21 protein-coding genes are annotated in these 24,980 nt (G+C 74.6%); 9 read left to right on the forward strand and 12 right to left on the reverse strand.

Annotated features, from left to right (window positions below):
- Positions 1-12: 12 nt before the first annotated feature.
- The 4 genes from dhaM to CPE01_RS00260 form a co-directional block, all read right to left on the reverse strand.
- Positions 13-753 carry a dihydroxyacetone kinase phosphoryl donor subunit DhaM gene (gene dhaM / locus CPE01_RS00245; protein ID WP_146804643.1) on the reverse strand — a complete coding sequence of 247 codons (741 nt, stop codon included), beginning with the start codon at positions 751-753 and terminating at the stop codon, positions 13-15.
- Positions 750-1,391, reverse strand: a complete 642-nt coding sequence (gene dhaL / locus CPE01_RS00250; RefSeq protein WP_146804644.1) for a dihydroxyacetone kinase subunit DhaL — start codon at positions 1,389-1,391, stop codon at positions 750-752. Before dhaL ends, dhaM begins: the two co-directional genes overlap by 4 nt.
- A gap of 54 nt (positions 1,392-1,445) precedes the next feature.
- Entirely contained in the window at positions 1,446-2,441 is a 996-nt protein-coding gene (gene dhaK / locus CPE01_RS00255; RefSeq protein ID WP_146804917.1) for a dihydroxyacetone kinase subunit DhaK, read from the reverse strand.
- 177 nt (positions 2,442-2,618) lie between these two features.
- Complete coding sequence (locus CPE01_RS00260) at positions 2,619-4,007, reverse strand: bifunctional folylpolyglutamate synthase/dihydrofolate synthase (protein WP_146804645.1); 1,389 nt, start codon at positions 4,005-4,007, stop codon at positions 2,619-2,621.
- A 173-nt stretch (positions 4,008-4,180) separates the two neighbouring features.
- On the opposite strand from CPE01_RS00260, the gene CPE01_RS00265 reads away from it, so the two are divergent.
- Entirely contained in the window at positions 4,181-5,323 is a 1,143-nt protein-coding gene (locus CPE01_RS00265; protein ID WP_146804646.1) for a right-handed parallel beta-helix repeat-containing protein, read from the forward strand.
- 215 nt (positions 5,324-5,538) lie between these two features.
- On the opposite strand, the gene ileS is transcribed toward CPE01_RS00265, so the two are convergent.
- Complete coding sequence (gene ileS / locus CPE01_RS00270) at positions 5,539-8,838, reverse strand: isoleucine--tRNA ligase (RefSeq protein WP_146804647.1); 3,300 nt, start codon at positions 8,836-8,838, stop codon at positions 5,539-5,541.
- Positions 8,839-9,171: 333 nt separating this feature from the next.
- On the opposite strand from ileS, the gene CPE01_RS00275 reads away from it, so the two are divergent.
- Positions 9,172-9,906 (forward strand): HAD hydrolase-like protein, encoded by a 735-nt coding sequence (locus tag CPE01_RS00275; protein WP_307723660.1) that lies wholly within the window; start codon positions 9,172-9,174, stop codon positions 9,904-9,906.
- A gap of 51 nt (positions 9,907-9,957) precedes the next feature.
- Here CPE01_RS00275 and CPE01_RS00280 read toward each other — a convergent pair whose 3' ends face one another.
- Entirely contained in the window at positions 9,958-10,959 is a 1,002-nt protein-coding gene (locus CPE01_RS00280) for a phosphotransferase (RefSeq protein ID WP_186811343.1), read from the reverse strand.
- Between the two features lie 143 nt (positions 10,960-11,102).
- On the opposite strand from CPE01_RS00280, the gene CPE01_RS00285 reads away from it, so the two are divergent.
- On the forward strand, positions 11,103-11,783 hold the full coding sequence (locus CPE01_RS00285; protein ID WP_146804650.1) for an HAD hydrolase-like protein: 681 nt from the start codon (positions 11,103-11,105) through the stop codon (positions 11,781-11,783).
- A 29-nt stretch (positions 11,784-11,812) separates the two neighbouring features.
- Here the strand turns inward: CPE01_RS00285 and CPE01_RS00290 are convergent, their stop codons facing one another.
- A complete protein-coding gene (locus tag CPE01_RS00290; RefSeq protein WP_146804651.1) occupies positions 11,813-12,325 on the reverse strand; it encodes a phosphoribosyltransferase in 513 nt (170 codons plus the stop codon).
- A gap of 130 nt (positions 12,326-12,455) precedes the next feature.
- Here CPE01_RS00290 and CPE01_RS00295 point away from each other — a divergent pair, with 130 nt between their 5' ends.
- The gene (locus CPE01_RS00295; protein WP_146804652.1) at positions 12,456-13,208 is read left to right on the forward strand and encodes a MerR family transcriptional regulator; all 753 of its coding nucleotides are present in this window, start codon (positions 12,456-12,458) and stop codon (positions 13,206-13,208) included.
- Between the two features lie 119 nt (positions 13,209-13,327).
- On the opposite strand, the gene CPE01_RS00300 is transcribed toward CPE01_RS00295, so the two are convergent.
- From CPE01_RS00300 to CPE01_RS00310, 3 genes are all read right to left on the reverse strand, one after another.
- The gene (locus CPE01_RS00300; RefSeq protein ID WP_146804918.1) at positions 13,328-15,148 is read right to left on the reverse strand and encodes an ABC transporter ATP-binding protein; all 1,821 of its coding nucleotides are present in this window, start codon (positions 15,146-15,148) and stop codon (positions 13,328-13,330) included.
- A 50-nt stretch (positions 15,149-15,198) separates the two neighbouring features.
- Complete coding sequence (locus CPE01_RS00305; protein ID WP_146804653.1) at positions 15,199-17,175, reverse strand: ABC transporter ATP-binding protein; 1,977 nt, start codon at positions 17,173-17,175, stop codon at positions 15,199-15,201.
- Between the two features lie 183 nt (positions 17,176-17,358).
- Positions 17,359-18,120 carry an SDR family oxidoreductase gene (locus CPE01_RS00310; RefSeq protein ID WP_371861958.1) on the reverse strand — a complete coding sequence of 254 codons (762 nt, stop codon included), beginning with the start codon at positions 18,118-18,120 and terminating at the stop codon, positions 17,359-17,361.
- 511 nt (positions 18,121-18,631) lie between these two features.
- Here CPE01_RS00310 and CPE01_RS00315 point away from each other — a divergent pair.
- The 5 genes from CPE01_RS00315 (at position 18,632) to CPE01_RS00335 (ending at position 22,895) form a co-directional block, all read left to right on the forward strand.
- Positions 18,632-19,699 (forward strand): putative F420-0 ABC transporter substrate-binding protein, encoded by a 1,068-nt coding sequence (locus CPE01_RS00315; protein ID WP_146804655.1) that lies wholly within the window; start codon positions 18,632-18,634, stop codon positions 19,697-19,699.
- Positions 19,700-19,893: 194 nt separating this feature from the next.
- The gene (locus tag CPE01_RS00320; protein WP_186811359.1) at positions 19,894-20,922 is read left to right on the forward strand and encodes a putative F420-0 ABC transporter permease subunit; all 1,029 of its coding nucleotides are present in this window, start codon (positions 19,894-19,896) and stop codon (positions 20,920-20,922) included.
- Positions 20,913-21,746 carry a putative F420-0 ABC transporter ATP-binding protein gene (locus CPE01_RS00325; RefSeq protein WP_146804656.1) on the forward strand — a complete coding sequence of 278 codons (834 nt, stop codon included), beginning with the start codon at positions 20,913-20,915 and terminating at the stop codon, positions 21,744-21,746. The genes CPE01_RS00320 and CPE01_RS00325 overlap by 10 nt, the downstream gene beginning before the upstream one ends.
- A gap of 65 nt (positions 21,747-21,811) precedes the next feature.
- Positions 21,812-22,390 (forward strand): HhH-GPD-type base excision DNA repair protein, encoded by a 579-nt coding sequence (locus CPE01_RS00330; RefSeq protein ID WP_146804657.1) that lies wholly within the window; start codon positions 21,812-21,814, stop codon positions 22,388-22,390.
- A gap of 1 nt (position 22,391) precedes the next feature.
- Positions 22,392-22,895, forward strand: coding sequence for a hypothetical protein (locus tag CPE01_RS00335; protein ID WP_146804658.1), 504 nt, complete (start codon positions 22,392-22,394; stop codon positions 22,893-22,895).
- 47 nt (positions 22,896-22,942) lie between these two features.
- Here CPE01_RS00335 and CPE01_RS00340 read toward each other — a convergent pair whose 3' ends face one another.
- Both CPE01_RS00340 and CPE01_RS00345 read right to left on the reverse strand, forming a co-directional pair.
- On the reverse strand, positions 22,943-24,154 hold the full coding sequence (locus tag CPE01_RS00340; protein ID WP_146804659.1) for a glycoside hydrolase family 3 N-terminal domain-containing protein: 1,212 nt from the start codon (positions 24,152-24,154) through the stop codon (positions 22,943-22,945).
- Entirely contained in the window at positions 24,151-24,975 is an 825-nt protein-coding gene (locus tag CPE01_RS00345) for a coenzyme F420-0:L-glutamate ligase (RefSeq protein WP_146804660.1), read from the reverse strand. The genes CPE01_RS00340 and CPE01_RS00345 overlap by 4 nt, the downstream gene beginning before the upstream one ends.
- Between the last annotated feature and the right edge of the window lie 5 nt (positions 24,976-24,980).

Here is a 24,980-nt window from a genome sequence, read left to right on the forward strand (position 1 = left end):
GCCCTGCCCGCCCTAGATCTCGCCGAACCCCGCGTCGATCGCGTCGGTGAGCGCGGCGACGGCCTCGCGCGCCTGCGTGCCGCTCGCCTCGATCTGCAGCTGGGCGCCCTGCGTCGCGCCGAGCTTCATGAGCTCGAGCACGCTCGCGGCGTTGACGCCGTTGACCGCCACGGTCGCGTCGTAGCCCGCGAGCATGCGCGCGACGACGGCCGCGGGCCGCGCGTGCAGCCCCAGCGGGTTGAGCAGCGTGCGCGAGGCGCGCACGACCCCGTCGTCGGTCGCCTCACCCGGTGCGACCTCCGGTGCGCCGACGGCGGCGGAGGCACCCGGGCCGAACGACGCCGCCGCGTGCTCCGCGGACGCGGCCACCTCGTCGAGACCCGCTCCCCCGTGCGCGGTGACGGCCGCGGCCACGCCACCCTCGACGAACGGCGCGTCCGCGAGACGCACGCGCTGCGCGAGCTCGGGCGCCACGGCCTCGAGCACGGCCTCGGTCGTGAGCACCGCCGAGCCGAGGTCGGTGAGCACGACGACCGAGCGACCGTCCGATGCCGCGCGCTCGATCGCCTGCTCGATGTGCTCGTAGTCCGTGCCGAGCCCGCCGTCGGCCATGCCGCCCGCGGCGACGATCAGCACGCCCGGCGCCATCTGGCCCGCGAGCTCGGCCGCGCCCGCGGCCAGCTCGCGCGAGTGCGAGACCAGGACCAGGGCGACGGCGGCCGGCTCGCGCACGTCGTCCACGGTGCCGGTCATGCCGCGCGGTCCGCGGCGGCGACCGCGGCCTCGAGGATGAGCTGCGACGAGCGCGCCCCGGGGTCGAGATGCCCGGCCGACCGCTCGCCGAGGTAGCTCGCACGTCCCTTGGTCGCCACGAGCGGCACGGTCGCCTCCGCGCCCGCGGCCGCGGCCACCGCGGCTGCCTCGAGCACCTGCGCCGGCTGCGCGCCGTCGGCGGACGCCTTCGCCGCGGCCTCGGCCGCCGGTGACCACGCGTCGACCATGGTCTTCTCCCCCGTGGTCGCCTTGCCGCGCGCGACGATCCCCTCGAGGCCCGCCTCGAGCAGTGCGACGACACCCGCGGAGTCGACGGAGCTGCTGCCGCACGCCTTCGCGGCCCGCAGGTAGGCCGTGCCGTAGAGCGGGCCGGCAGCGCCGCCGACCGTCGACATGAGCGTGGTCGCGACGAGCTTGAGCACGTCGCCGATCGTGGCGGGCGGTGCCTCGAGGGCGTCGAGCTTGGCCAGCACCGCCGTGAACCCCCGCTTGAGGTTCTCGCCGTGGTCACCGTCACCGATCTGCCGGTCGAGCTCGACCAGCTCGTCACGGTGCTCGACCACCGTCGCGGCGCTCGCACGCACCCAGTCCACGGCCCACGCCACGTCCAGCGTCATGCCACCTCCCTCGTCATCCCCTGCTCGCGCCCATCCTCGCCCACGCCGCGGGCATCACCAGCGCAGGGCGGTGGTGTGGACCGGAGCGTCCCACAACGTGGTGAGCTCGTCGTCGAGCCGCAGCACCGTGACCGACGCCCCCTGCATCTCGAGCGACGTCACGTAGTTCCCGACGAGCGAGCGCGTCACGCGCACGCCCCGGGCCTCGAGCAGGGAGCGAGCCTGGCGGTAGACGATGTACAGCTCGGAGGCGGGCGTGCCGCCCATGCCGTTGACGAACAGCAGCACGTCCTCGCCGCTGCTCAGCCCCAGGTCGTCCGCGACCGGCGTCAGGAGGAGCTCGGTGATCTCGTCCGCGCCCGCGAGCGGGATGCGCCTGCGCCCGGGCTCGCCGTGGATGCCGATGCCGATCTCGATCTCGTCCTCGGGCAGGTCGAACGACGGCTTGCCCGCGTGCGGCACGGTGCACGCCGTGAGCGCGACACCCATCGACCGCACGTTCGCGACGACCTTCTTCGCGACCGCCTCGACGGCGTCCAGGTCGTCCCCGCGCTCGGCTGCGGCCCCCGCGATCTTCTCGACGGCGACCGTGCCCGCGACGCCGCGGCGCCCGGCCGTGTAGAGCGAGTCCTCGACCGCGACGTCGTCGTTCACGACGACCGTGCGCACCGTGAGGTCCTCGGCCTCGGCGAGCTCGCCCGCGGTCTCGAAGTTCAGCACGTCGCCGGTGTAGTTCTTGACGATCGCGAGCACGCCCGCGCCGCCGTCGGCGGCCTGGTACGCCGGGAAGATCTGGTCCGGCGTCGGGCTCGTGAACACCGCGCCCGGCACGGCCGCGTCCAGCATGCCGACGCCGACGAACCCGGCGTGCAGCGGCTCGTGCCCGCTCCCGCCGCCGCTGACGAGGCCGACCTTGCCGGTGGTCGCGCCACCCGCCCGGGTCACGTAGTCGGGGTCGTGGTGGACCGCCACGACGTCGGCGTGCGCTGCGCCGAACCCGTCGAGGGTCTCGGAGACCACGTCAGCCGGATCGTTGATGAGCTTCTTCACACCCGCCATCCCCTCTCCGGGCACCACGCCGGGCCCGGTGTCGCCACGCCCCCGCTGTCGTCCTCACCTTCGCGGTGCGGTCGCATCGCGGCAAGTGGCGGGCGTGCATGGGGAGTGCACGTTTGTGCACGACTCGTCGTGCACGCCCCGGTCCGCCCGGACGCACGACGACGACGGTCAGGGGCGCCCGAGCAGGACGCGCGCCTCCGCGACGAGCAGGATCGACCCCGTCACGAGCACTCCGGCCCCGCGCTCGACCTCCTGCTCCGCACGGTCGACCGCGAGCGTGAGCGCCTCGTCGAGACGTTCGACGACGTGCACACGGTCCTCGCCGAACACGTCGACCGCGATCTCGCCGAGCTCGTCGGCAGGCAGCGCGCGCGGCGTGCCGGACTGGGTGACGACGATCTCGTCGAGCACGGGCTCGAGCACCGACAGGATCCCCTCGGGGTCCTTGTCGGCCATGACGCCGACGACGCCCACGAGCCGCTGGAACCCGAACGCCTCGTCGAGCGAGGCCACGAGCGCGGTCGCGCCCGCCGGGTTGTGCGCCCCGTCGACCAGGACCGTCGGGCTCGAGCGCACGGGCTCGAGGCGCCCCGGCGAGCTCACGTCCGCGAACGCCGCGCCGACGACGTCGCCGTCGAGCGCTGCGCCCCCGGTCAGGAGCGCCTCGACCGCGACGAGCGCGAGCAGCGCGTTGTGCGCCTGGAAGGCCCCGTGCAACGGCAGGAAGATCTCGGCGTACACCCCGCCGAGCCCGCGCAGCGTGAGCACCTGCCCGCCGACCGCGACCTGGCGGTCCACCACCGAGATCTCGACGCCCTCGCGCACGACGCGCGCGCCCTGCTCCGCCGCGACCTGCAGGATCACCGACTCGACGTCCTCGGTCTGCTCCGCGAGCACGAGCGTCGCGCCCTGCTTCACGATGCCCGCCTTGACCGCCGCGATGTCGAGCACCGAGTCGCCGAGCCACTGCTGGTGGTCGGTGCCCACGGGCGTGATGACCGCGACGTCGCCATCCGCGACGTTCGTCGCGTCCCACGAGCCGCCCATGCCGACCTCGACGACCGCGACGTCGACCGGCGCGTCCGCGAACGCGGCGAACGCCATGACGACGAAGACCTCGAAGAACGAGAGCCGGGGCTCGCCCCGCTCGGCCGAGCGCGCGTCGACCATCTCGATGTACGGCAGCACGTCGCGGTACGTCGCGACGAACGTCTCGTCGTCGATCGGCTCGCCGTCGACCGCGATGCGCTCGTTGACGCGCGTCAGGTGCGGGCTCGTGAACCGGCCGGTGCGCAGGCCGTGCTCGCGCAGCAGGCGCTCGACCATGCGGCTCGTCGACGTCTTGCCGTTGGTGCCCGTCAGGTGCACGACACGGTAGGCGCGCTGCGGGTCGCCGAGCAGCTCGCAGACCTCCCGCACGCGCCGGTTCGACGGGTTGATCTCGTGCTCGGGCGTGCGCTGCAGGATCTCGCGGTAGACCTCGTCGGCCTCGGCGCGCGCGGCGGCCGCACGCTGCGCGGCACGCGCGTCGGCGGCGTGGCGGTCGCGGGGCGTCACAGGGCACCGTCCGGGAGAACGGCCTCGGCCGGGGCAGCCTCGACGACGGGAGCGGGGTTGGTCATGGGCGCCATTGTGCCGTGCCGCGCCGATCCGCCCGGTGTCGCGCTCACCCGCAGGCGCCTGACCTCGGTCGGTGTCGCCCGCATGCGACAGGCGGCTACCTTCTGCGCATGCCGACCCGTTCCACCACCCGGATCCGCGCGCGCCTCGCCGCCGTGGCCGCACTCGCCCTCGGGGTCACCGGCCTCGTCGTCGCGCCCGCCTCCGCCGCGCCCGTCGCCGTCCCCGCCGCCGCACCGGCCGCCGAGACGTCGGCCGGCTCGTCGACGACCTCGTCGCTCGTGACCGCCGCCGGCGGGCCCGTCACGGCCGCGACCGTGAAGTACGTCGGCAACGGCACCGCGAGGTCGTGCACGCCGACCGCGCTCGCGAAGGCCGTGCGCTCGGGCGGGACGATCAAGTTCCGCTGCGGGCCGAAGAAGGTCGCGATCTCGCTCGACCGCACGCTCTACACGTGCAACACCACGACGTGCCGCCACCCGTGGGAGGACCCGACGGCGCGCGTGGTCGCGGCGGTCGTCATCGACGGCGGCGGCAAGGTGATCCTGTCCGGCGCCGGCAAGCGCGGGATCTTCTACGCCAACACGTGCGAGAAGGCGCTCGGCTGGCTCGACGCGCACTGCAACACGCAGACCACGCCGCACGTGACGTTCCGGAACATCGTGCTGAAGAACGGCAACGCGACGAAGGGGCCGGTGCGGTTCGAGTCGGTCGGCGGCGGGGGTGGCGGCGGCGCGATCGCGATGCGCGGCGGTCGGCTCACCGTGCAGGACTCGCAGCTGCGCGACAACCGGTGCATGACGAAGCACTCCGACGCGGGCGGCGGCGCGATCCGCGTCACCGGCCAGGTCACGACGGCACGGATCGTGCGCACCACGTTCGAGCGCAACAGCTGCGCGAACGGCGGCGCGGTCTCGGCGCTGCACGCCTCGCTCCTGCTGCGCGACTCGACGCTCGTCGACAACACCGCCACCGGCTCCGGCGCGAACGCCGGGCAGGGCGGCAACGGTGGCGCGGTCTACTTCGACGGCACCCACCAGGACGTGACGGTCGAGCGCACGACGATCCAGCGCAACGTCGCCCCCGAGGGCGGTCCGGGCGTGTTCTACGTGAGCAACGACCGCACCGGGACGCTGACGATCACGAGCTCGACGATCACGAAGAACACGGGCGCGAGCTTCTGGACCGGGTCGACGCGCAGCCTGTTCTTCCTCGGCAAGAAGCTCGTGCGTTCGGGCTCGACGATCACCTGACCCACGACCCTGACACACGGGCGTCGACGCACGGCCTCACCGCACAGGCCGTGACGCACAGGCCGTGACGCACGGGCCGTGACGAGAAGGCGCCGACGCGACCGCGCGCGGCCCCGACCATGAGGTCAGGTCCGCCCGCGGTCCGCGTCCGGCGTCGGTCGGCTCGCCGCCGACCGGGCTGTGCTCGTCGTCGCCCGTCGCCGCTCGTCGTCCTGTCAGGCCCCGGCCTTGCGGACCGAGGCGTCGAGCGTCTGTCCCGCGACGACCGTGAGCTCGACCGCGAGCGTCTCGTCGGCGACGAACGCGCGGTGCTTCTCGACGTCCGCGACGTGCTCGGCCGGGGCCGTGACCTGCAGCACGATCCGGTCGCTGACGTGCAGGCCCGCGGCCTTGCGCGCGTCCTGCACGACCCGGACGACGTCCCGCGCGTAGCCCTCGGCGCGCAGCTCGTCGTCGAGACCGATGTCGAGCACGACGAAGCCGCGCTCGGGCAGGACCGCCGCGGCGACCTCGTCACCCGCCTCGTCCCGGACCGCCGCCACGAGCGTGAACTCGTCGCCCGTGAGCTCGACGTCGCCGTCCGCGGTGCGCACCAGCACGCCGTCGGCGGTCTGCTCCCACTCGCCGGCCTTGGCCGCACGGATGACGCCCTGCACGGCCCGCCCGAGCCGCGGACCCGCGGCGCGCGCGTTGACGTCGAGGCGCGTCCAGACGCCGAACTCGGACGCGGCTGCGTCGTCGACCGACGTGATGACGACGTGCTTGACGTTGACCTCGGACGCGATCAGCTCGGCGAACGGCGTCGCGAGCTGCGGGAACGGGATCGCGACACGCAGCTCGCGCAGCGGCTGACGCACGCGCAGGCCGTTGGCCTTGCGCAGGCCCAGGCTCGCCGACACGATCTCGCGCACGCGGTCGATGGCCGCGACGAGCTCGGCGTCGGTGAACTCCGCCCCGGTGACCTCGGCCCCCGGCTCGAGCGTGCCCGCCCCGAGGCCGGGCACGGTCACGAGCTCGGCGGGCGTGGGCCAGTCGGTCAGGTGCACGCTGCGCCCGCCCGTCAGGCCACGCCAGATCTCCTCGGTGACGAGCGGCGCGAGCGGCGCCATGAGACGCGTGAGCGTCTCGAGCGCGGTGAACAGCGTGTCGAACGCCGACTGGTCCTCGTCCCAGAACCGCTGACGCTGCGTGCGCACGTACCAGTTGGTGACCACGTCGAGGTGCTGGCGCACGGACTCGCACGCCCCCGGCACGTCGTACGCGTCGAGCTGGTCGGTCAGGCGCACGACGAGCTCGCGCGTGCGCGCCAGCAGGTCGCGGTCGGCCGTGGTCAACGCGGCCGCGGTGGTCTCGTCGACGCGCGTCGCCGTCAGACCCTCCCCACCCTTGGCCGCACCCGCGTAGAGCGTGAAGAAGTAGTACGTGCTCCACAGCGGCAGCAGCACCTGGCGCACGCCGTCGCGGATGCCCTCCTCGACGACGATGAGGTTCCCGCCGCGCAGGATCGTGCTCGACATGAGCGACCACCGCACCGCGTCGGAGCCGTACACGTCCCACATCTCGACGGGGTCCGGGAAGTTGCGCAGCGACTTCGACGCCTTGCGGCCGTCGTCGCCCAGCACGATGCCGTGGCACATGACGTTGCGGAACGACGGGCGGTCGAAGATCGCCGTGGCCAGCACGTGCAGCGTGTAGAACCACCCGCGCGTCTGCCCGATGTACTCGACGATGAAGTCGCCCGGGTAGTGGTGCTCGAACCAGTCCGCGTTCTCGAACGGGTAGTGCACCTGCGCGAACGGCATCGAGCCCGAGTCGAACCACACGTCGAGCACGTCGGGGATGCGACGCATCGTCGACCGGCCCGTCGGGTCGTCCGGGTTCGGGCGCGTCAGCTCGTCGATGAACGGGCGGTGCAGGTCGGGCTCGCCCGCCTCGTTCGTCGGGACGCGCCCGAAGTCACGCTCGAGCTCGGCGAGCGAGCCGTACGCGTCGACGCGCGGGTAGGTCGGGTCGTCCGACACCCACACCGGGATGGGCGTGCCCCAGTAGCGGTTGCGGCTGATGGACCAGTCGCGCGCACCGGCGAGCCACTTGCCGAACTGGCCGTCCTTGATGTGCTCGGGGATCCAGGTGATCTCCTGGTTGAGCTCGACCATGCGGTCGCGGAAGTCCGTCACGCGCACGAACCACGAGGACACGGCCTTGTAGATCAGCGGGTTCCGGCAGCGCCAGCAGTGCGGGTAGGAGTGCTCGTACGTCTCGTGCCGCACGACGACGCTGCGCCGCTGCTCGTCGACGCGCGCGAGCGGGCCCGTGCCCGCCTTGAGATCCGCGATGATCGGCTTGTTGCCGTCGAACACCTGCAGACCGGCGTAGTCGCTCACGACCGGCGTGAAGCGGCCCTTCTCGTCGACCGGCACGACCGCGCCGATGCCCGCGGCGTCGCACGCCGCCATGTCGTCCTCACCGAACGCGGGCGCGAGGTGCACGATGCCCGAGCCGTCGTCGGTCGTGACGAAGTCCGCCACCAGCACCTGGTGCGCGTTCTCGTGGCCGACGAAGTAGTCGAAGGGCGGCGTGTAGCGCCGGCCCGCGAGCTCCGCGCCGCGCACGGTCGCCACGACCGTCGCCTCGCCGAGCTCACGCGCGTAGGCGCCCAGGCGCGGCGCCGCGAGCAGCACGCGCTCGCCCGGGTGCGCCTGCGCGAACGGCGAGTCCGGCGCGGGCTCGACCGTGACGTACTCGATGTCCGGGCCGACCGCGACCGCGAGGTTGGACGGCAGGGTCCACGGCGTCGTCGTCCAGATGAGCGCGAGCTCACCCGTCTCGAGCCGCAGACCGACCGTCAGCGCGGGGTCCTGGCGGCTCGCGTAGACGTCGTCGTCCATGCGCAGCTCGTGGTTCGACAGCGGGGTCTCGTCGACCCAGCAGTAGGGCAGCACGCGGTAGCCCTCGTACGCCAAGCCCTTGTCGTAGAGCTGCTTGAAGCCCCAGATCACGGACTCCATGAACGAGACGTCGAGCGTCTTGTAGTCGTTCTCGAAGTCCACCCAGCGGGCCTGGCGCGTCACGTAGTCGCGCCACTCGCGGGTGTACTTGAGCACCGAGTCACGGCACGCCGCGTTGAACGCCGCGATGCCCATCTCCTCGATCTGCGCCTTGTCCGTGATGCCCAGCAGGCGCTGCGCCTCGAGCTCGGCGGGCAGCCCGTGCGTGTCCCACCCGAACCGGCGCTCGACGCGGTGACCCTTCATGGTCTGGTAGCGCGGCACGACGTCCTTGGCGTAGCCGGTCAGCAGGTGGCCGTAGTGCGGCAGGCCGTTCGCGAACGGCGGACCGTCGTAGAAGACGAACTCGTTGCTGCCGTGCTCGCCCGCCTCGCGCTGGTCGATCGACGCCTGGAACGTGCGGTCGGCCTCCCAGTGGGCCAGGACCTGCGCCTCGAGCGCGGGCAGGTCCGGCGACGGAGGCACGGGCGTGCCGGGACGGTGCAGCGGGTAGTGACGATCGGTCACCGGGTGTCTCCTGTGGTCGGCACGTGCTGTGGGTGCAGGTGCGTGCGTCGCGTCGGCTGCGAGGACGATCGCCCGGACCGGCCGGACCACCGCGGTACCACCTCGCTTGCCGACTCGTCGTCCTCGCCGGTGACCCGGCGGCGACGGCGCGTCGACCACTCGTGACGGCTGTGACGGGCCTACCCGTCCGGTTCTACTGAGGCCGCGCTGCTGACGCCTTCCGACGCCCGTGCGACCGGTTCTTCCGGAGGCTCCCCGGTGATGGCCGGATCGATGCCTGTGCGACCCAGGGTAGCCCAGGGCCCGGCGGGCACGTACGGCATAGTCCTGCGCGTGACGACCGAGTCCTCGCCCTCCCTGACGCACCCCACCCCGGCCGAGCCCGTGCAGCCCGAGCCCGTGCGCCCCGGCCTCGCACGTCCCGTCGTGCTGCTCGACCTCGACGGCACGCTCAGCGAGTCCGCGCCCGGCATCACCGCGAGCGTCGCGGCGGCCTACCGCACGCTCGGCCTGCCTGTGCCGACGCCGGCCGAGCTGCTCTCGTTCGTCGGCCCGCCGCTGCAGGACAGCCTGCGCGCGCACGGCGTGCCCGAGGACCTCGTCGGCGCCGCGATCACCGCGTACCGCGCGCACTACGACGCGGGCGCCCTCCGCGAGACACGGGCCTACCCCGGCGTGCTGGACGCGCTGCGAACGCTGCGCGCCGCGGGCTGCGCGCTGCTCGTCGCCACGTCCAAGCCGCAGGTGCGCGCCGACCCCGTGTGCGCGTACCTCGGGATCGACGCGCTGGTCGACGGGGTGTTCGGCGCACCGCCCGACGACGTGCCGAGCAGCAAGGCGCTCGTGATCGCGTCCGCGCTCGCGAGCGTGCCCGGCCACGGACCCGCGGTCATGGTCGGCGACCGCATGCACGACGTCGTCGGCGCGCACGCCCACGCTCTGCCGTGCCTCGGCGTGACGTGGGGCTACGCCGAGCCGGGCGAGCTCGCGGACGCCGACGCGCTCGTCGACGACCCCGCGGACCTGGCCCGCGCCGTGCTCGACCTGCTCGCCGCCACCCGCCGCTGATCCCGGCGTCGTGGCGGGCGGGCCGGCCCGGGCACGGCGGTGCGGCGCGCGTCACTCGAGCGCGGCCGCCACCACCCCGCCCGGACCCAGGTGCGCCGTGAGGTCGCCGAGAGCTTCGGCACGCACCGCGACCGGCGCGTCCGGGTCGAGCCCGCCGCCGGCGGCGACGGTGAGGTCGTGCAGCGCGCGGACGCACCGCGCGTAGGCGAGCCGGTCGTCGTCGATGTCGACACGCCCGTACCCCGTGAAGAACGCCGCGGACTGCTCGACGGTGACCGGCGCGTGCGGCAGGACGCCGCCGAGGACGAACAGCAGGTCACTCTCGGGCGGCGCGACGCACGCGTGTCCCCAGTCCAGCAGCGCGACGTCACGCGGTCCGGTCGCGATCACGTGGCCCACGTGCGCGTCCGCGTGCGTCACGACGAGCGGGACGTCGCGCCCCTGCTCGCGCAGGCGGTGCCCCACCCGCACCGCGCGCGCCCGCACCGCCGCCACGCGCGGCCGGGCCGCGACCCATGCGGCGGCGGTGGCCTCCCCGACCTCGTCGGTCGTGCCGTGGAGCGCACGCGTCACCGCGAGGTCGACGTCGAGCGCGCGTCCCACGGCGGCCGTCGGGTCGAAGGACTCGCGGGCCAGCCCCGGCACGCTCGCCGGGTCGAGCGCGTGCAGGCGCGCGACGAGCCGTCCGAACGCGGTCCACTGCGGCGGCGTGAGCGCGACGTCGCGTCCGGTGGGCCCGTCGAGCCACGGCGCGACCGAGAGCCGACCGCCGTCGTGGTCCGCCTCGGCCGCTCCCGCGCGCGTCAGCAACGGCGGTGCGAGCGCGGCCGGCGCGGGCAGCACGTCCTGCGGACGCTGCGGGATCGTGCGCGCGAGCGCGAGCGCGACCTGCGCCGCGGGCGTCGTCGCCGACGTCCAGCGCACCGCGTAGCGGCACGCGCCCGCCGTGGCTCGCCACAGGCGGGCCGTGGCGTGCGCGGTCACGGGCTCGAGGGTCTCGACGTCGAGGCCGAAGTCGTCGCGCACGCGGTCGCGGACGGCGGTGGTCGTCACGTGACGCACGCTAGGCAGCGGGTGTTGCGTCGAGGTTGCCGCCGCGTGCCCATCACGACACGACGACCTCACGGCCGTCCCCGTCCGCGCGGCGTCCACGCGACCCCGCCGGATGCGGCTCAGGCGGATGGCAGGATCGTGGGGTGACTGCCGTGGTGCTGCTGGATCTCGACGGGACGCTCATCGACTCCGGGGAGGGCGTCGTGGCGTCCCTGCGCGAGGGCTTCGTGGGCGCGGGCCTGCGGGCCCCGGACGACGACGTGCTCCGGTCGTTCATCGGTCCCCCGATCCACGACTCCGCGCGGCGCGTCGGCGTCCCACCCGAGCTGCACGACGCAGTCGTCGCCGGCTACCAACGCGCCTTCGCCGAGCGCGGCAACCTCCTCGCGCGCGTGTTCGACGGTGTCCCGCAGGCGCTGGCTGCCCTCCGGGACGCGGGTGCGCGCCTCGTCGTCGCGACCGCCAAGCCGCACACGTTCGCGGTCCCCGTGCTCGAGCACCTGGGGCTCGCGCCCCTGCTCGACGGCGTGTTCGGCGCACCTGACGACGAGAGCGACACGAAGGGCCAGATCATCGCGCGGGCCCTGGCGTCGGTCGGTCCCGACGTGCAGGCCGTGATGGTGGGCGACCGCGAGCACGACGTCGAGGGCGCGCGCGGGAACGGGCTCGCGTGCGTCGGCGTGCTGTGGGGCTTCGGCGACCGCGCCGAGCTCGAGGCCGCAGGTGCACGTGCCGTCGTCGCAGCGCCCGAGGAGCTCGTCGCCGCCGTGCTGCGGCTCGTCGGGCTCGACCCCCTCGACGGGACGGTCGAGCTCGCCGGCTGAACCCTCGGCCTGCGCCGACGGGCCGCGGCTCAGCGGCTCGGCGTGACCGGGTCGAGCGCCGACCAGGGGAACGTGATCCAGCGGTCGGTGCGCCGCCACACGTAGTCCGGGTCGATCACCGAGTGCGGCTTGGCGTACAGCACCGCCGTGCGGGCCTCGTCGCAGTGCTCCGCGATCAGCCGCTGGACGAGTGCGAGCGTCTCCCCCGTGTCCGCGACGTCGTCGACGACGAGGGCACGGGTGCCGCTCAGCGCGGACGTGTCGAGCAGCGGCGGCAGCACCGCGGGCTCGGGCAGGCGCGAGTCGATGCCCGTGTAGAACTCGACGTTGAGGGTCCCGACCGCCTTGGTGCCGAGCGCGTAGGCGATCGCACCGCCCGGCGGCAGCCCGCCGCGCGCGACGGCCACCACGACGTCGGGAGTGAAGCCCGAGTCGACGACCGCCTGCGCGATCTCGCGCGACGCGCGTCCGAAGGTCTCCCAGTCCAGCACCTCGCGGTCGCTCGGGAGCTGCTGCCCCTCGCCCGCCTCCGTCGTCGCCATGTGCGCATCATCTCCCGGCCCGTCCGCACGCCGGCACCGGCCCTGCGCAAGCCGGACGAACGGGACTTGCGGTTGACGCGACGTCAACTTCTACCGTGGACCAGGACCGCACGTCCGCGAAGGAGGAGTGATGGAGGCGTCCATCCAGGAGGTCGCCCGGCTGACGGGCACGACGAGCCGCACCCTGCGTCACTACGACGCCGTCGGGCTGCTGCCGCCGAGCCGCGTCACCGCGAGCGGCCAGCGCTGGTACGACGACGAAGCGCTCGTCCGGCTGCAGCGCATCCTGCTGCTGCGCGACCTCGGGCTCGGGCTGACGGAGATCGGCCGGGTGCTGGACCGCGAGCAGGACGAGAGCGCGGCCCTGCGCCGCCACCTCGCGTGGCTGCGCGACGAGCAGCAGCGGCTGGCGCGCCTCGTCGCGTCGGTCGAGCGGACGATCACCGCACGAGAAGGAGGGGGGCCGCTCATGGCCACCGAGATGTTCGACGGGTTCGACCACACGCAGTACCGGGACGAGGTGGAGCAGCGCTGGGGCGCGGACGCCTACGCGCGCTCCGACACCTGGTGGCGCAGCATGTCCTCCGACGAGAGGTCGCAGTGGCAGGCACGCTCCGCCCGGCTCGGCACCGACTGGGCGGCCGCCGCGGCCGCGGGCGTCGACCCGGCCTCCGACGAGGCGCAGGCGCTCGCCGTGCGGCACGTCGCGTGGCTGAGCTCGATCCCGGGCACGCCGGGGCACCCGGACGGCGCACCGGTCGAGTACGTGCTGGGCCTGGCGGACCTGTACGTGTCCGACGAGCGGTTCGCCGCGGCCTACGGGGGAACGGACGGCGCGCGCTTCGTACAGGCGACGCTCCGGGCGTGGTCCGCCACGCGCTGACCCCGCCCCGCTCCCCGGGATCCGACACCGCCCGGCCGACCCAGCGCCTGCTCCGGTCTCGCTGCTCCAGAGCCGCAGCGAGCGCTGGGCCGGCGGGCACGGGGGCCGTGCACGTCGGGTCAGGTGCGCAGGGTGGACTGCCAGTCGTCGTACAGCTCGCCGAACCGGCCACCCGCGGTCGCCAGGTCCTGCGGCGCGCCGTCCTCGACGATCCGCCCACCGTCGACGACGAGCACGCGGTCCGAGCTCATCACCGTCGACAGCCGGTGGGCGATCACCACAGCCGTGCGCCCCGCGAGCAGCGTCCGCAGCCCGCGCTGCACGAGCGCCTCCCCGGGGACGTCGAGCGAGCTCGTCGCCTCGTCGAGGATGAGGACCGCCGGGTCGGCGAGGAACGCGCGCGCGAACGAGACGAGCTGACGCTGACCGGCCGACAGCCGCCCGCCGCGCTTGTCGACCTCGGTGTCGTAGCCGTCGGGCATCGCTGCGACGAGCTCGTGCACCCCCACGGCGCGTGCCGCGGCCTCGATCTCGGCGCGCGTCGCCGACGGCCGGCCCAGGGCGATGTTCGCCGCGATCGACCCGGAGAACAGGTACGACTCCTGCGTCACCATGACGACCGCGCGGCGCAGGTCGGCGGGCACCACGTCGCGTACGTCCACGCCGTCGAGCAGCACCGCGCCCGCGCGCACGTCGTAGAACCGCGCGAGCAGCTTGGCGATCGTGGACTTGCCGGCACCGGTCTCGCCGACGAGCGCGAGCGCCTGACCCGCCGGGATGTGCAGGTCCATCGCGGGCAGGACGGTCGGCCCGTCGCCGTACCCGAACTCGACACGCTCGAACCGCACGTCGCCGCGCACGTCCCGCAGCGCCACGGGCGACTGCGGGTCCGGGACCGTGGGCTCCTCGGCGAGCAGACCGGACAGCTTCTCGAGCGCGGCCGTCGCGGACTGGAACGAGTTGTAGAACATGCCGATCTGAGCGAGCGGCTGGAAGAACCGTCGCGCGTAGAGCACCGCGGCGACCAGCACGCCGACGTCCAGCCCGCCGTCGAGCACGCGCAGGCCGCCCGCGAGGAGCACGCCGCAGACCGTCACGTTGCCGATGAGCGTGAGCCCGGTGTCGAAGACGCCGTTGACGCGGATCGCCTCCGCGGTGGTGCGCCGGTACGTCTCCGCCTCCTCGCCGTACACGGCGTCGGCGTGCGGCTCGCGGCGGAACGCCTGCACCGCGCGGATGCCCGTCATGGTCTCGACGAAGCGCACGATGACGCGCGCCGCCGCGGTCCGGTTGAGCCGGTACTGGCGTTGCGAGCGCAGCTGGAACCAGCGCGTCAGCACGAGCCCGGGCACGACCGCGACGAGCAGGACGAGCCCGCTGCGCCAGTCCAGGAGTGCGAGCGACACCGCGGTGAACACCATCGCGAGGCCGCTCGACGCGAGCGTCGTGACCCCGCCGTCGAGCAGCTCGCGCAGCGCGTCGGTGTCCGACGTCTGCCGCGAGATGATCCGACCCGACGTGTAACGCTCGTGGAACTCCAGGCTCAGGCGCTGCGTGTGCCGGAACAGGCGCCCGCGCAGGTCGAGCAGCACCGCCTGGCTCACGCGTGCCGACGCGCGCACGACGGCCGCGGACAGCAGGCCGCCGCCGATCGCGAGCACCAGGTACGTCCCTGCCGCGAGCACGAGCGGGCGCGCGTCGCCGTCGTCCGCGAGCGCCGGCAGGGCCGTGTCGATGCCGAACGCGACGAGCGCGGGACCCGCGACCACCGCGAGCTGCGCGAGCACGACGATCGCGACGGTCCACCACGCGGGCCGGGCGACCGGGCGCAGCAGCGAGCCGAGCAGCCGCAGCGAGCGGCGGCGCACGGTCCGCGGGTCCTCCAGCAGGTCGTCGCCCGCGCCGTCCGCCGGAGCGTTGCTCGTCGGGCCGTTGCTCATCGGGCCGTTGCTCGTCGGGCCGTTGCTCGTCGGGCCGTTGCTCATCGGGCTCATCGCACGGCCTCGATGCTCTCGTCCGCGACCTCGTCGACCTCGCGCTCCTCCTCCTGGCGACCGGCGGCCGCCTGCTCGCGCCGCTCGGCGTCGACCGCGGCGAGCTCCTCGTCCTGCGACTCCAGGGCGGTCAGCACGTAGCGGTAGTGCGCGTTCGACGCGAGCAGCTCGCTGTGCGTGCCGACCGCGGTGATCCGCCCGTCCTCGAGCACGGCGACACGGTCGGCGAGCGCGACGGTCGAGGGACGGTGCGCGACGACGAGCGTCGTGGTGCCCGCGAGGACCTCGCGCAGCCGCGCGGTCACGTCGGCCTCGGTCGTGACGTCGAGCGCCGAGAGCGGGTCGTCGAGCAGGAGGACGCGGGGCCGCACCGCGATCGCGCGCGCGAGCGCGACGCGTTGACGTTGCCCGCCGGACAGGCTCAGGCCCTCCTCACCGATCACCGTGTCGAGCCCGTGCGGCAGGTCGCGCGCGAAGCCCGCGCGCGCCACGTCGAGCGAGCGGTCCAGCAGGTCCTGCGTCTCGTCGGCCGGCAGGTCGTCCGGGACGCCCATGAGGACGTTCTCGCGCACGGACGCGGAGAACAGGATCGGTTCCTCGAACGCGACCGCCACCGCCGCGCGCAGCTCGTCGCGCGTCAGGTCACGCACGTCGACGCCGTCGAGGCGCACCTCGCCCCCGGTCACGTCGTACAGGCGCGGGACGAGCTGCAGCACGGTCGTCTTGCCGCTGCCCGTGAGCCCCACGAGCGCCGTCGTCGTCCCGGGCTCGAGCACGAGGTCGACGCCCGCGAGGATCGGCGGGGCCTGGGCGTCCCGCCCTCGCGCCCGGTGCGCGAACCGCACGTCGCGCAGCTCGACGCGCGAGCCCTCCCGCGGCCGGGCCGGCAGGTGGCGCGGCCGCTCGGGGTCGCGCACGGTCGGGACGGTGTCGATCACCTGCACGAACCGCTCGGTCGCTGCGCGCGCGTCGAGCGTCATCGCGAGCAGCTGCCCGAGCCGCTCGACGGGCGCGTTGACGATCGCCGCGGTCGCGAAGAACGCGACGAGCGCCCCGACGGACAGCCGGTCCGCGGCCGCCAGCGGCACCCCGACCGCGAGCGACACGGCGAGCACAGCCTCGGGGATCGCACCGAGCGCGAACGTCACGCGGGACTGCGTGCGTGCCTTGGCGACCTCGGTCGCACGCAGCTCGTCGGCCTGCCGCACGAAGTCGTCGAGCGCGTCCTGCCCGCGGCCGAACGCCTTGAGCACGCGGATGCCGTGCACCGACTCCTCGACCGCGGTGGCCAGGTCGCCCGCCTGGTCGCGGGCACGGCGGGCGACGACCTTGTAGTCCTGCCGGAACCGGAACCCGAGCCACACGACGGGCACCGCCCCGGCCAGGTAGACCACGCCCAGCACGGGCGCGGTCGCGATCATGAGGCCCACGCCGACCACGACGGTCGTGGCGCTCACGCACAGCATCACGACCCCGAACACCATCCAGCGCCGGATGACCGACAGGTCGCCCATCGACCGCGAGAGCAGCTGCCCGCCCGACCAGCGGTCGTGGAACTCGACCGGCAGGTCGAGCAGCCGCCGGAACAGGTCGCGCCGCATGGCGAGCTCGACTCCCGTGCCCGGTGTGAGGATCAGCGCGCGCCGGCACCAGACCAGGAACGCCTCGAGCACGCCGAGCAGCAGCACGAGCCCGGCCGCCTCGACCACCGCGACGCGCGACCCGCTCGTGAGCAGCGGACCGTTGACGACCGCGCGCAGCACCTGCGGGACCGCGAGCGCGAGCAGGCTCGCGCCGAGCGCGGTGAGGCCGCCGAGCACGATGCGCGGCACGGCGGGCCGCCCCCAGTGCAGCAGCCGGAGCAGCACGCTCGTCGTGGACGGCGCGTGCCCGGGCGCACGGGAGGCGTCGGCGCCGGCGGCAGCGGGGGTGGTGGAGGCGGTGGCGGTGGTGTGGTCGACCGGGGGCGTCATGCGTGGATCTGACGGCACCGAGTCACCCTACGACCGGCCCCGGACACGCGCCGCCGCGACCGCCCCCGTCTCAGGACCGGTCACCGCGCCCACGGCCGCGAGGTCGGCCGGGCGCCGGACCGAGTGGGTGGGCTTGCGCTCGCTGAGCGAGCGCTTCTCCACCCGATCCGCGCTCGCCGGTCGTCAGACCCCGGTGCGGGCGATCGTCGTGTTGTTCGCCTGCGCGCGCGGCCGCACGACCACCAGGTCGACGTTGACGTGCGCCGGACGGCTCAGCGTCCACGCGATCGTCTCCGCGACGTCGTCGGCCTGCAGCGGCTGGTAGCCCTCGTACACCTTCGCGGCGCGCTCGGCGTCGCCCGCGAACCGCACGAGCGAGAACTCCTCGGTCGCGACCGCACCGGGCGCGACCTCGATCACGCGGATCGGCTCGCCGACGAGCTCCCAGCGCAGGGTCGTCGAGAGCATGCGCTCGGCGTGCTTCGCGGCCGTGTAGCCCGCGCCGCCGGGGTAGGCGCCGTGCGCGGCGGTCGACGTCACGACGAGCACGTCGCCCGCGCCGCGCTCGCGCAGCAGCGGCAGCACGCCCTGCGTGACGCGTAGCGTGCCGAGCACGTTGAGCTCGTACATCGTCCGCCACTGCTCGAGGTCGCCCTCCTCGACGGTGTCCTGACCCAGCGCCCCGCCCGCGTTGTTGACGACCGCGTCGAGCCCGCCCGTGGCCCGCACGTGCGCGACGAGGGCGTCGACGTCGGCGTCCGACGTGATGTCGGCCGGGAACACGTCCGCACCGGTCTCGGCGGCGAGCGCCTCGAGGCGGTCGGCGCGCCGCGCGGTGGCGACGACCTGCCAGCCGTCGGCGCGCAGGCGGCGGACCGTGGCCGCGCCGATCCCGGACGACGCACCGGTGACGAGGGCGCGGCGGGGTGTGGTGGTCATGGGCATCTCCTCGGGCGATACGGCAACGGGCAGGACGGGCAACGGGCAGGACGGCAACGGGCAGGGCCGGCGACGAGCAGGGTGGCGACGAGCAGGCTGGGACGCGCGGGAGCGGGACCAGCTCGGCTCGCACGAGCAGGATGGACGTGCCGACAGCAGGCACGGTACGACCTCCCGGCGCGAGCGCGCCGTCGCGCACGGCGGCGTCTCGGAGAACGGCAGGACACCAGCACGCGGGTGCGAGCAATCCCACCGGCGAGCGCGCCCGCGCGAGGCGACGACCCAGCGTCCACTGCGGGGGGGCCGCGCGGATGGCCGGAGCGACCGCCTGGTGGCGTGAGGGGTTTGCGCAGGGTGGGCGCGCGTCCTTAGGGTGACCGGCGGAACCGGGCCGGACGTTCGACCAGGTCGCACCGCCCTCGACTGGGACGGTCCTCCACGGCGCGACGTGCGTCGACACCCTGACCCTTGTCCGCGCCCGACGGCGTGCGCGGTGCGTCGACCACCCGGAGAACCGATGCCCACGCCTGCCCTGCCGGACCCGTCAGCCGCCACCACGCCCGCGTCGCGCCGGTCCCGCGCGCTGCGCGTCGCGCTCCCGCTCGTCGTCACGCCCCTGCTCGCGCTCGCGGGGTGCGCCGACGAGGGGACGCCCTCGGCCGCGCCGACGACGAGCGCACCCGGCGCGGCGAGCACCACCGCACCGGCGTCGACGTTCCCGGTCACGGTCGACAACTGCGGCACCGAGGTCACGTTCGACGCGCCGCCCGAGCGGATCGTGACGATCAAGTCCTCGACCGCCGAGCTCGTCGCCGCGCTCGGCGCCGCCGACCGGCTCGTCGGGACCGCGTTCAGCGACGGCCCGCCGCCCGCCGACCTGGCGCCGGCGCTGGCCGACGTGCCCGTCATCTCCGAGAAGGTCCCCGGCCAGGAGGCGCTGCTCGCGCTCGAGCCCGACCTCGTCTACGGGGGCTGGGAGTCGAACTTCTCGGCGGACGGCGTCGGTGAGCGCGACGTGCTCGCGGGGTACGACATCGCGACGTACGTCTCGCCCTCGGCGTGCAAGGAGCCCGGGTACCAGCCCGACCCGCTCACGTTCGACGACGTGTTCGACGAGGTCCGGGAGGCGGGCGCCGTGCTCGGGGAGCCGGCCGCGGCCGAGGAGGTCGTCGCCGCGCAGCAGGCCACGCTCGACGCCGTCGAGCCGCTCGCCGGCCAGAGCGTCGTGTGGTGGTCGTCGGGTACGGACACGCCGTTCGTCGGCGCGGGCATCGGCGCACCGCAGATGATGCTCGAGGCCGCCGGCCTGACGAACGTGTTCGCCGGCGTGCACGACACGTGGGCCTCGGTCGGCTGGGAGGAGGTCGTGGCGGCCGATCCGGACGTGCTCGTCCTGGTCGACTCGGTGTGGAACACCGCCGAGAACAAGAAGGCGGCGCTCGCGGCCAACCCGGCGACGGCCGCGCTCGACGCGGTGCGCGAGGAGCGTTACGTCGTCGTCCCGTTCGCGGCGTCCGAGGCGGGTGTGCGCAACGCGGACACCGTCGCGGACCTCGTCGCCCAGGTCACGGCGCTGGGAGGCTGACCCGCCCGGTGCCGACCCCGCCCCCCGACCGCCCCGAGGACCGACCGGTCGACCCGTCCGCCGACCCTGCCGTCGCGCGCGCGGGCGAGCGTGCGACGGACCAGGCGACGCACCCGTTCACACCGCGGCGCGCCGTCGCCACCGTGCGACGCGCCGACCCCGCGGGGGGCGACGCCGCACGGCCGACCCGGACCGTGCAGCCGGGTCCCGTGCGCAGGCCAGCGCTCGCGGTGCTGCTCGGTGTCGGGGGCGCGGCGCTCGTCGTGAGCCTGCTCGTCGCGGTGACGATCGGACCCGCCGACCTGGGAGTCGGCGAGGTCGCGCGCGTCGTCGGTCACCACCTCGGGCTCGTCGACGGCGTCCCGCGCCTGCACGACGCGATCGTGTGGGACCTGCGGCTGCCGCGCGTGCTCACCGCCGCCGCGGTCGGCGCGGGGCTCGCCGCCGCGGGCGCGGTCATGCAGTCGCTGACACGCAACCCCCTCGCCGACCCGTACCTGCTGGGTCTGTCGTCGGGAGCGTCGCTCGGTGCCGTCGCGGTGCTCGTCCTGGGTGTCGCGGTGCTGCTGCCCGCGGCCGCGTTCGTCGGGGCGATCGCGGCGCTCGTCGCGACCCTCGCGCTCGCCCGCACCGGCGGCACGGTGACACCCACGCGCGCGGTGCTCGCGGGCCTCGCGGTGTCGCAGCTCGCGGCCGCCGCGACGTCGTTCGTCATCTTCTGGACCGCGACCGGCGACTCCTACCGCGAGATCCTGTCGTGGCTCATGGGCTCGCTCGCAGGCACCACGTGGACGTCGGTCGCGATCGCGGGCGGTGCGCTGCTCGTCGTCGGGAGCGTGCTCGTGGCGACCGCGTCGCGGCTCGACGCGTTCACGTTCGGCGACACGGCGGCGGCGGCGCTCGGCATCGACGTGGACCGCACGCGGTGGACGCTCATGACGCTCGTCGCGCTGCTGACCGGGGCGCTCGTCGCCGTGAGCGGCGCGATCGGGTTCGTCGGCCTCGTGCTGCCGCACGCCGTCTCGGTGCTGACCGGACCCGCGCACCGGCGGCTCCTGCCGGTGGCGGCGGTGACCGGCGCGGTGTTCCTCGTGTGGGCCGACACGCTCGCGCGCACGGTGTTCGCGCCCCGGGAGATCCCCGTCGGCATCGTCACCGCGCTCGTCGGCGTCCCGGTGTTCGCGCTGATCCTGCGTCGCGGGCGGGGTGCGGCATGGAGCTGACGATCGCGGGTGTCGGCGCGCGGCTCGGCGGGCGCTGGGTGGTCGACGGCGTCGATGCGACCCCGCCCGACGGTGCGCTGACCGGGCTGCTCGGGCCCAACGGCGCGGGCAAGACCACGCTGCTGCGGCTCGTCGCCGGCATCCTGCCGCCCGACGCGGGCGCGGTGCTCGTGCCGGGCGACGAGGCTGCGACCGCCAGACCCCAGGCCGCGGGTTCCCCGGCCACGCCCGAGCACGTCCCCGTGCACATGCTCGACCGGCGTCGCCGGGCGCGCCGCGTGGCCCTGCTCGAGCAGGAGTCGAGCGCGACCGTGCCGCTGACCGTGCGCGAGGTCGTCGCCCTCGGCCGCATCCCGTTCCGCACGCTGTGGGGCTCGGACCCCGACGACGCCGCGGTCGACCGCGCCCTGGCCGCCGCGACCGCCGAGCACCTGGCCGACCGCGCGTGGTCGACGCTCTCGGGCGGCGAGCGCCAGCGTGTGCACATCGCGCGCGCCCTCGCGCAGCAGCCCGAGCTCCTGCTGCTCGACGAGCCGACGAACCACCTCGACGTGTCCGCGCAGCTCTCGCTGCTCGCGTTCGTCCGCGACCTGGGCGTCACGACGGTCGCGGCGCTGCACGACCTCAACCTCGCGGCCGCGTTCTGCGCGCACGTGCTCGTGCTCAACCACGGCCGGCTCGTGGCCGCCGGTCCCCCGGCCGAGGTCCTGACCCCCGAGCTCCTGCGCGAGGTCTACGACGTCGACGCGGCCGTCCTCACGCACCCCGTCACGGGCCGCCCGGTGATCGCCCTGTCCGACACCGGCCCCGACCGGTCGCGCTGACCCGTCGCCGTGCCCGACCTCGGGATGCCGGGACACGGCGGGCGCGCTCGCGCGAGGATGGGCGCATGACGCTCTGGATGACCGGTGACGCGGCCGCGGACCGGCTGCTCGACTACGACCCGTTCGCGCTCCTGATCGGGATGCTGCTGGACCAGCAGTACCCGATGGAGGCGGCGTTCGCGGGGCCGGCCAAGATCCTCGACCGGCTCGGGACGCTGTCGCCCGAGACGATCGCGCACGCCGACCCGGACGAGTTCTCGACGTTGTGCGCGACGCCCCCGGCCGTGCACCGCTACCCCGGCTCGATGGCGGGGCGCATCCAGGCGGTCGCCCGCGCGGTCGTCGACGAGTACGACGGCGACGTCACGCGGATCTGGACGCAGGACGACCCTGACGGCGCCACGGTGCTCAAGCGGCTCAAGGCGCTGCCGGGATTCGGCGAGCAGAAGGCCAGGATCTTCCTCGCCCTGCTCGGCAAGCAGCGCGGCGTGCAGCCGGCCGGGTGGCGCGAGGCCGCAGGTGCGTACGGCGAGGACGGCTCGCGGCGCTCGATCGCCGACGTCACGGACGCCACCTCGCTCCAGCAGGTCCGGGAGACGAAGAAGGCGGCCAAGGCCGCCGCGAAGGCCACGAAGGCGGGCTGAGATGACCTCACGACGTGTGACGCTCGCGCTCGTCGGCATGCTCGGGCTGGTCGGCACGACGGGCCTGCTGGGGGCGTGCGGCGACGACGAGGATGACACCGCCGGGTACGGGCACGTCGAGGTCAGCGACCTGCCCGAGGGCGACACGGTGCACTTCACCGCGGCGCCGCAGGAGGTCACCGCCGAGCTCGTGCTCCACGAGAACGGGTGCGTCAACGTGCTGGTCGACGGTGTCGAACGGCACCCGCTGTGGCCGGACGGCACGAGCGTGGCGGACCAGGGCGACGGGCGGTACCGCGTGACGCTCCCGTCGGGCACGACGCTCGAGGCCGACGAGGCCCGCGGCGACCGGTTCACCGCGCAGGGCGTGATCGACGACGCCAACATCCCGCTCGTCGAGTCCGACGCGCAGGGCAAGGTCGGTTCGCTCCTGGCGTTCTGCGAGGCCCCGGGTGACCCGGTGGCGTTCGCCGACGCCGGCACGATCGCACCCGTCGCGGGCTGACCGCACCGGCCCGGAACGCCGGCGCACCGGGCACAGCGGCGTCGGGCTCAGTCGAGGAGCGTGGCCTTCGCGGCGACGACGCGCTGCCACGCCGTCTCGACCTTGGCGCGGAACCCGTCGTCGACGCGCGCCAGGTGGACGACCGCCTGCACCATCTCGGGCGCGACGTCCGGCACCTTCGAGACGAGCACGAGGTCGACGCCCGCGTCGATCGCCGAGATCGCGCGGTCGGCCGGTGACCAGGCGTGCACCTGCTCGGCGCCGGACAGGTCGTCGGTGATGACCAGCCCGTCGAAGCCCAGGTCGCCGCGCAGCAGGTCGGTGACCACGGCGGGCGAGAACGCCGCCGGCTGGTCGGGGTCGATCCGGGAGTACACCGCGGTCGAGACCATGACGAGCTCGGCGCCCGCGTCGATGCCCGAGCTGAACACGTCGATCTGCTCGTCGTCGGTCGTGGTCACGTCGTCGACGACGTCCGCCGTGCTGTCCGTGTCCGCGGTGACCCGGCCCAGGCCCGGGAAGTGCTTGATCGCGACCGCGACCCCCGCGTCCCGTAGTCCCGCGGAGAACGCGTTCGCGTGCGTCGTCACCGACTCGGGGGTCGTGCCGTAGTTGCGCTGCAGCGCACCCACGGGCGGGTTGTCGGCCTGCGTCCCGTCCGGGACGAGGTCCATCACGGGCGCCAGGTCCAGGTTCACGCCGGCCGCGGCGAGCTGCGCTCCCCAGCCCGCGGCGCGCTCGCGCAGCTCGGCGACGTCCCACGTCGCCTGCTCGGTCGCCGCGGGGACGTCGTCGAACCCGGCACCGCGCAGCACCTGCACCGTGCCGCCCTCCTGGTCCGTCGAGACCAGCATGGGCGTGCCGTTCGTCGTCTGCGGTCCGACGAGGTCGGTGTACCGCTCGACGAGCGCCCGCACGTCGTCGACGCCCGCGCTGCTGCGGCCGTGCAGGAACAGGTTGCCGACGTGGTCCTGCACGATCGCCTCGCGGCTGACGTCCGCCGGGTCCGTCACGTCCACGCCGACGACGAACAGCTGGCCGACCTTCTGCTCGAGCGTCCACCCGTCGTCGGTGGGTGCGGGGCTCGGCGTGGGTGCGCTCGGGCGCGCGGTCGGCGTGAGGGTGGACCGGCTCGTGGGCGCGCCGGGGGGCGACGGCGACGCCGAGCGGTCGTGGCCGAGCACCACGGCGGCCACGGTGACCGCGCCCGCCACCAGGACCACCGCGACGAGCAGCGCGACCTTCTCGGCGCGTCTCACGGGCTGCCGGGCGTCGAGGGGTCGTCGCCCGGCGCGCGCCCGTCGAGCGCGTCCTTCCAGCCCTGCGCGTACGCCTCGGCGCTGCCCTGCCGGAACATGTCCTGCTCACCGACGCGCACGAGCACGCGTGCCCCGGGGCCGTCGTCGTCCGTCACGTGCTGCGCGAGCCCGCGCACCACGGCCAGCGGCCGACCGCCGGCCTTGCCCTTGACGAGCTCGGCGGCCGCGGCGACCTCGTCGGCCACGGCCGTCACCGTCATGGTGAGCGGCCGGCCGAACGTGTCGGTCGCACCCCTCAGGTCGTCGAGCACGCGCACGCCCGCGGCGCCGATCGCGATGTCCGTCACGCCGTCCCGCCAGGGCCGCCCAGCGGTGTCCGTGACGAGCACGCCGACCCGCACGCCGAACGCCTCGGCGATCCCGGCGCGCAGCGCCCGCGCGCTCGCGTCCGGGTCGACCGGCAGCAGGAGCACCGTGCCCTCGGGCGTGTTGCTCGCGTCGACGCCGGCCGCCGCCATGACCAGGCCGAGCCGGTTCTCGACGATGCGCGTGACGCCCGTGGCGTGCTCGCGCGTCGCGACGACGCGCACGGTCTCGGCGGTGATCGCCTGCTCGCGGTCGTCGGCCGCGACCACGCGGCCCTCGGCCTTGGAGACGACCTTCGAGGTCAGGACGAGCACGTCGCCGTCCGCGAGCGCGCGGTCCGGCCGGGCACGCGCGTCGTCCGCGAGCAGCGCGACGAGCAGGCCGACGAGGTCGTCGCCGGGTGCGATCTCCGGCAGCCCGTCGGGCGCCCACACCCGCAGCTCGTCGGCGCTCACAGCAC

Source organism: Cellulomonas persica, from assembly GCF_007989825.1.
In the GTDB taxonomy this organism is placed as follows: Bacteria; Actinomycetota; Actinomycetes; order Actinomycetales; family Cellulomonadaceae; genus Cellulomonas; species Cellulomonas persica.

What these genes read in the sequence shown, in the direction of transcription:
- dhaM (WP_146804643.1), bottom strand. Translation starts at nt 753, where the DNA reads ATGACCGGCACCGTGGACGACGTGCGCGAGCCGGCCGCCGTCGCCCTG.
- dhaL (WP_146804644.1), bottom strand. Translation starts at nt 1,391, where the DNA reads ATGACGCTGGACGTGGCGTGGGCCGTGGACTGGGTGCGTGCGAGCGCC.
- CPE01_RS00265 (WP_146804646.1), top strand. Translation starts at nt 4,181, where the DNA reads ATGCCGACCCGTTCCACCACCCGGATCCGCGCGCGCCTCGCCGCCGTG.
- CPE01_RS00290 (WP_146804651.1), bottom strand. Translation starts at nt 12,325, where the DNA reads ATGGCGACGACGGAGGCGGGCGAGGGGCAGCAGCTCCCGAGCGACCGC.
- CPE01_RS00295 (WP_146804652.1), top strand. Translation starts at nt 12,456, where the DNA reads ATGGAGGCGTCCATCCAGGAGGTCGCCCGGCTGACGGGCACGACGAGC.
- CPE01_RS00300 (WP_146804918.1), bottom strand. Translation starts at nt 15,148, where the DNA reads ATGAGCAACGGCCCGACGAGCAACGCTCCGGCGGACGGCGCGGGCGAC.
- CPE01_RS00305 (WP_146804653.1), bottom strand. Translation starts at nt 17,175, where the DNA reads ATGACGCCCCCGGTCGACCACACCACCGCCACCGCCTCCACCACCCCC.
- CPE01_RS00310 (WP_371861958.1), bottom strand. Translation starts at nt 18,120, where the DNA reads ATGCCCATGACCACCACACCCCGCCGCGCCCTCGTCACCGGTGCGTCG.
- CPE01_RS00315 (WP_146804655.1), top strand. Translation starts at nt 18,632, where the DNA reads ATGCCCACGCCTGCCCTGCCGGACCCGTCAGCCGCCACCACGCCCGCG.
- CPE01_RS00325 (WP_146804656.1), top strand. Translation starts at nt 20,913, where the DNA reads ATGGAGCTGACGATCGCGGGTGTCGGCGCGCGGCTCGGCGGGCGCTGG.
- CPE01_RS00330 (WP_146804657.1), top strand. Translation starts at nt 21,812, where the DNA reads ATGACGCTCTGGATGACCGGTGACGCGGCCGCGGACCGGCTGCTCGAC.
- CPE01_RS00335 (WP_146804658.1), top strand. Translation starts at nt 22,392, where the DNA reads ATGACCTCACGACGTGTGACGCTCGCGCTCGTCGGCATGCTCGGGCTG.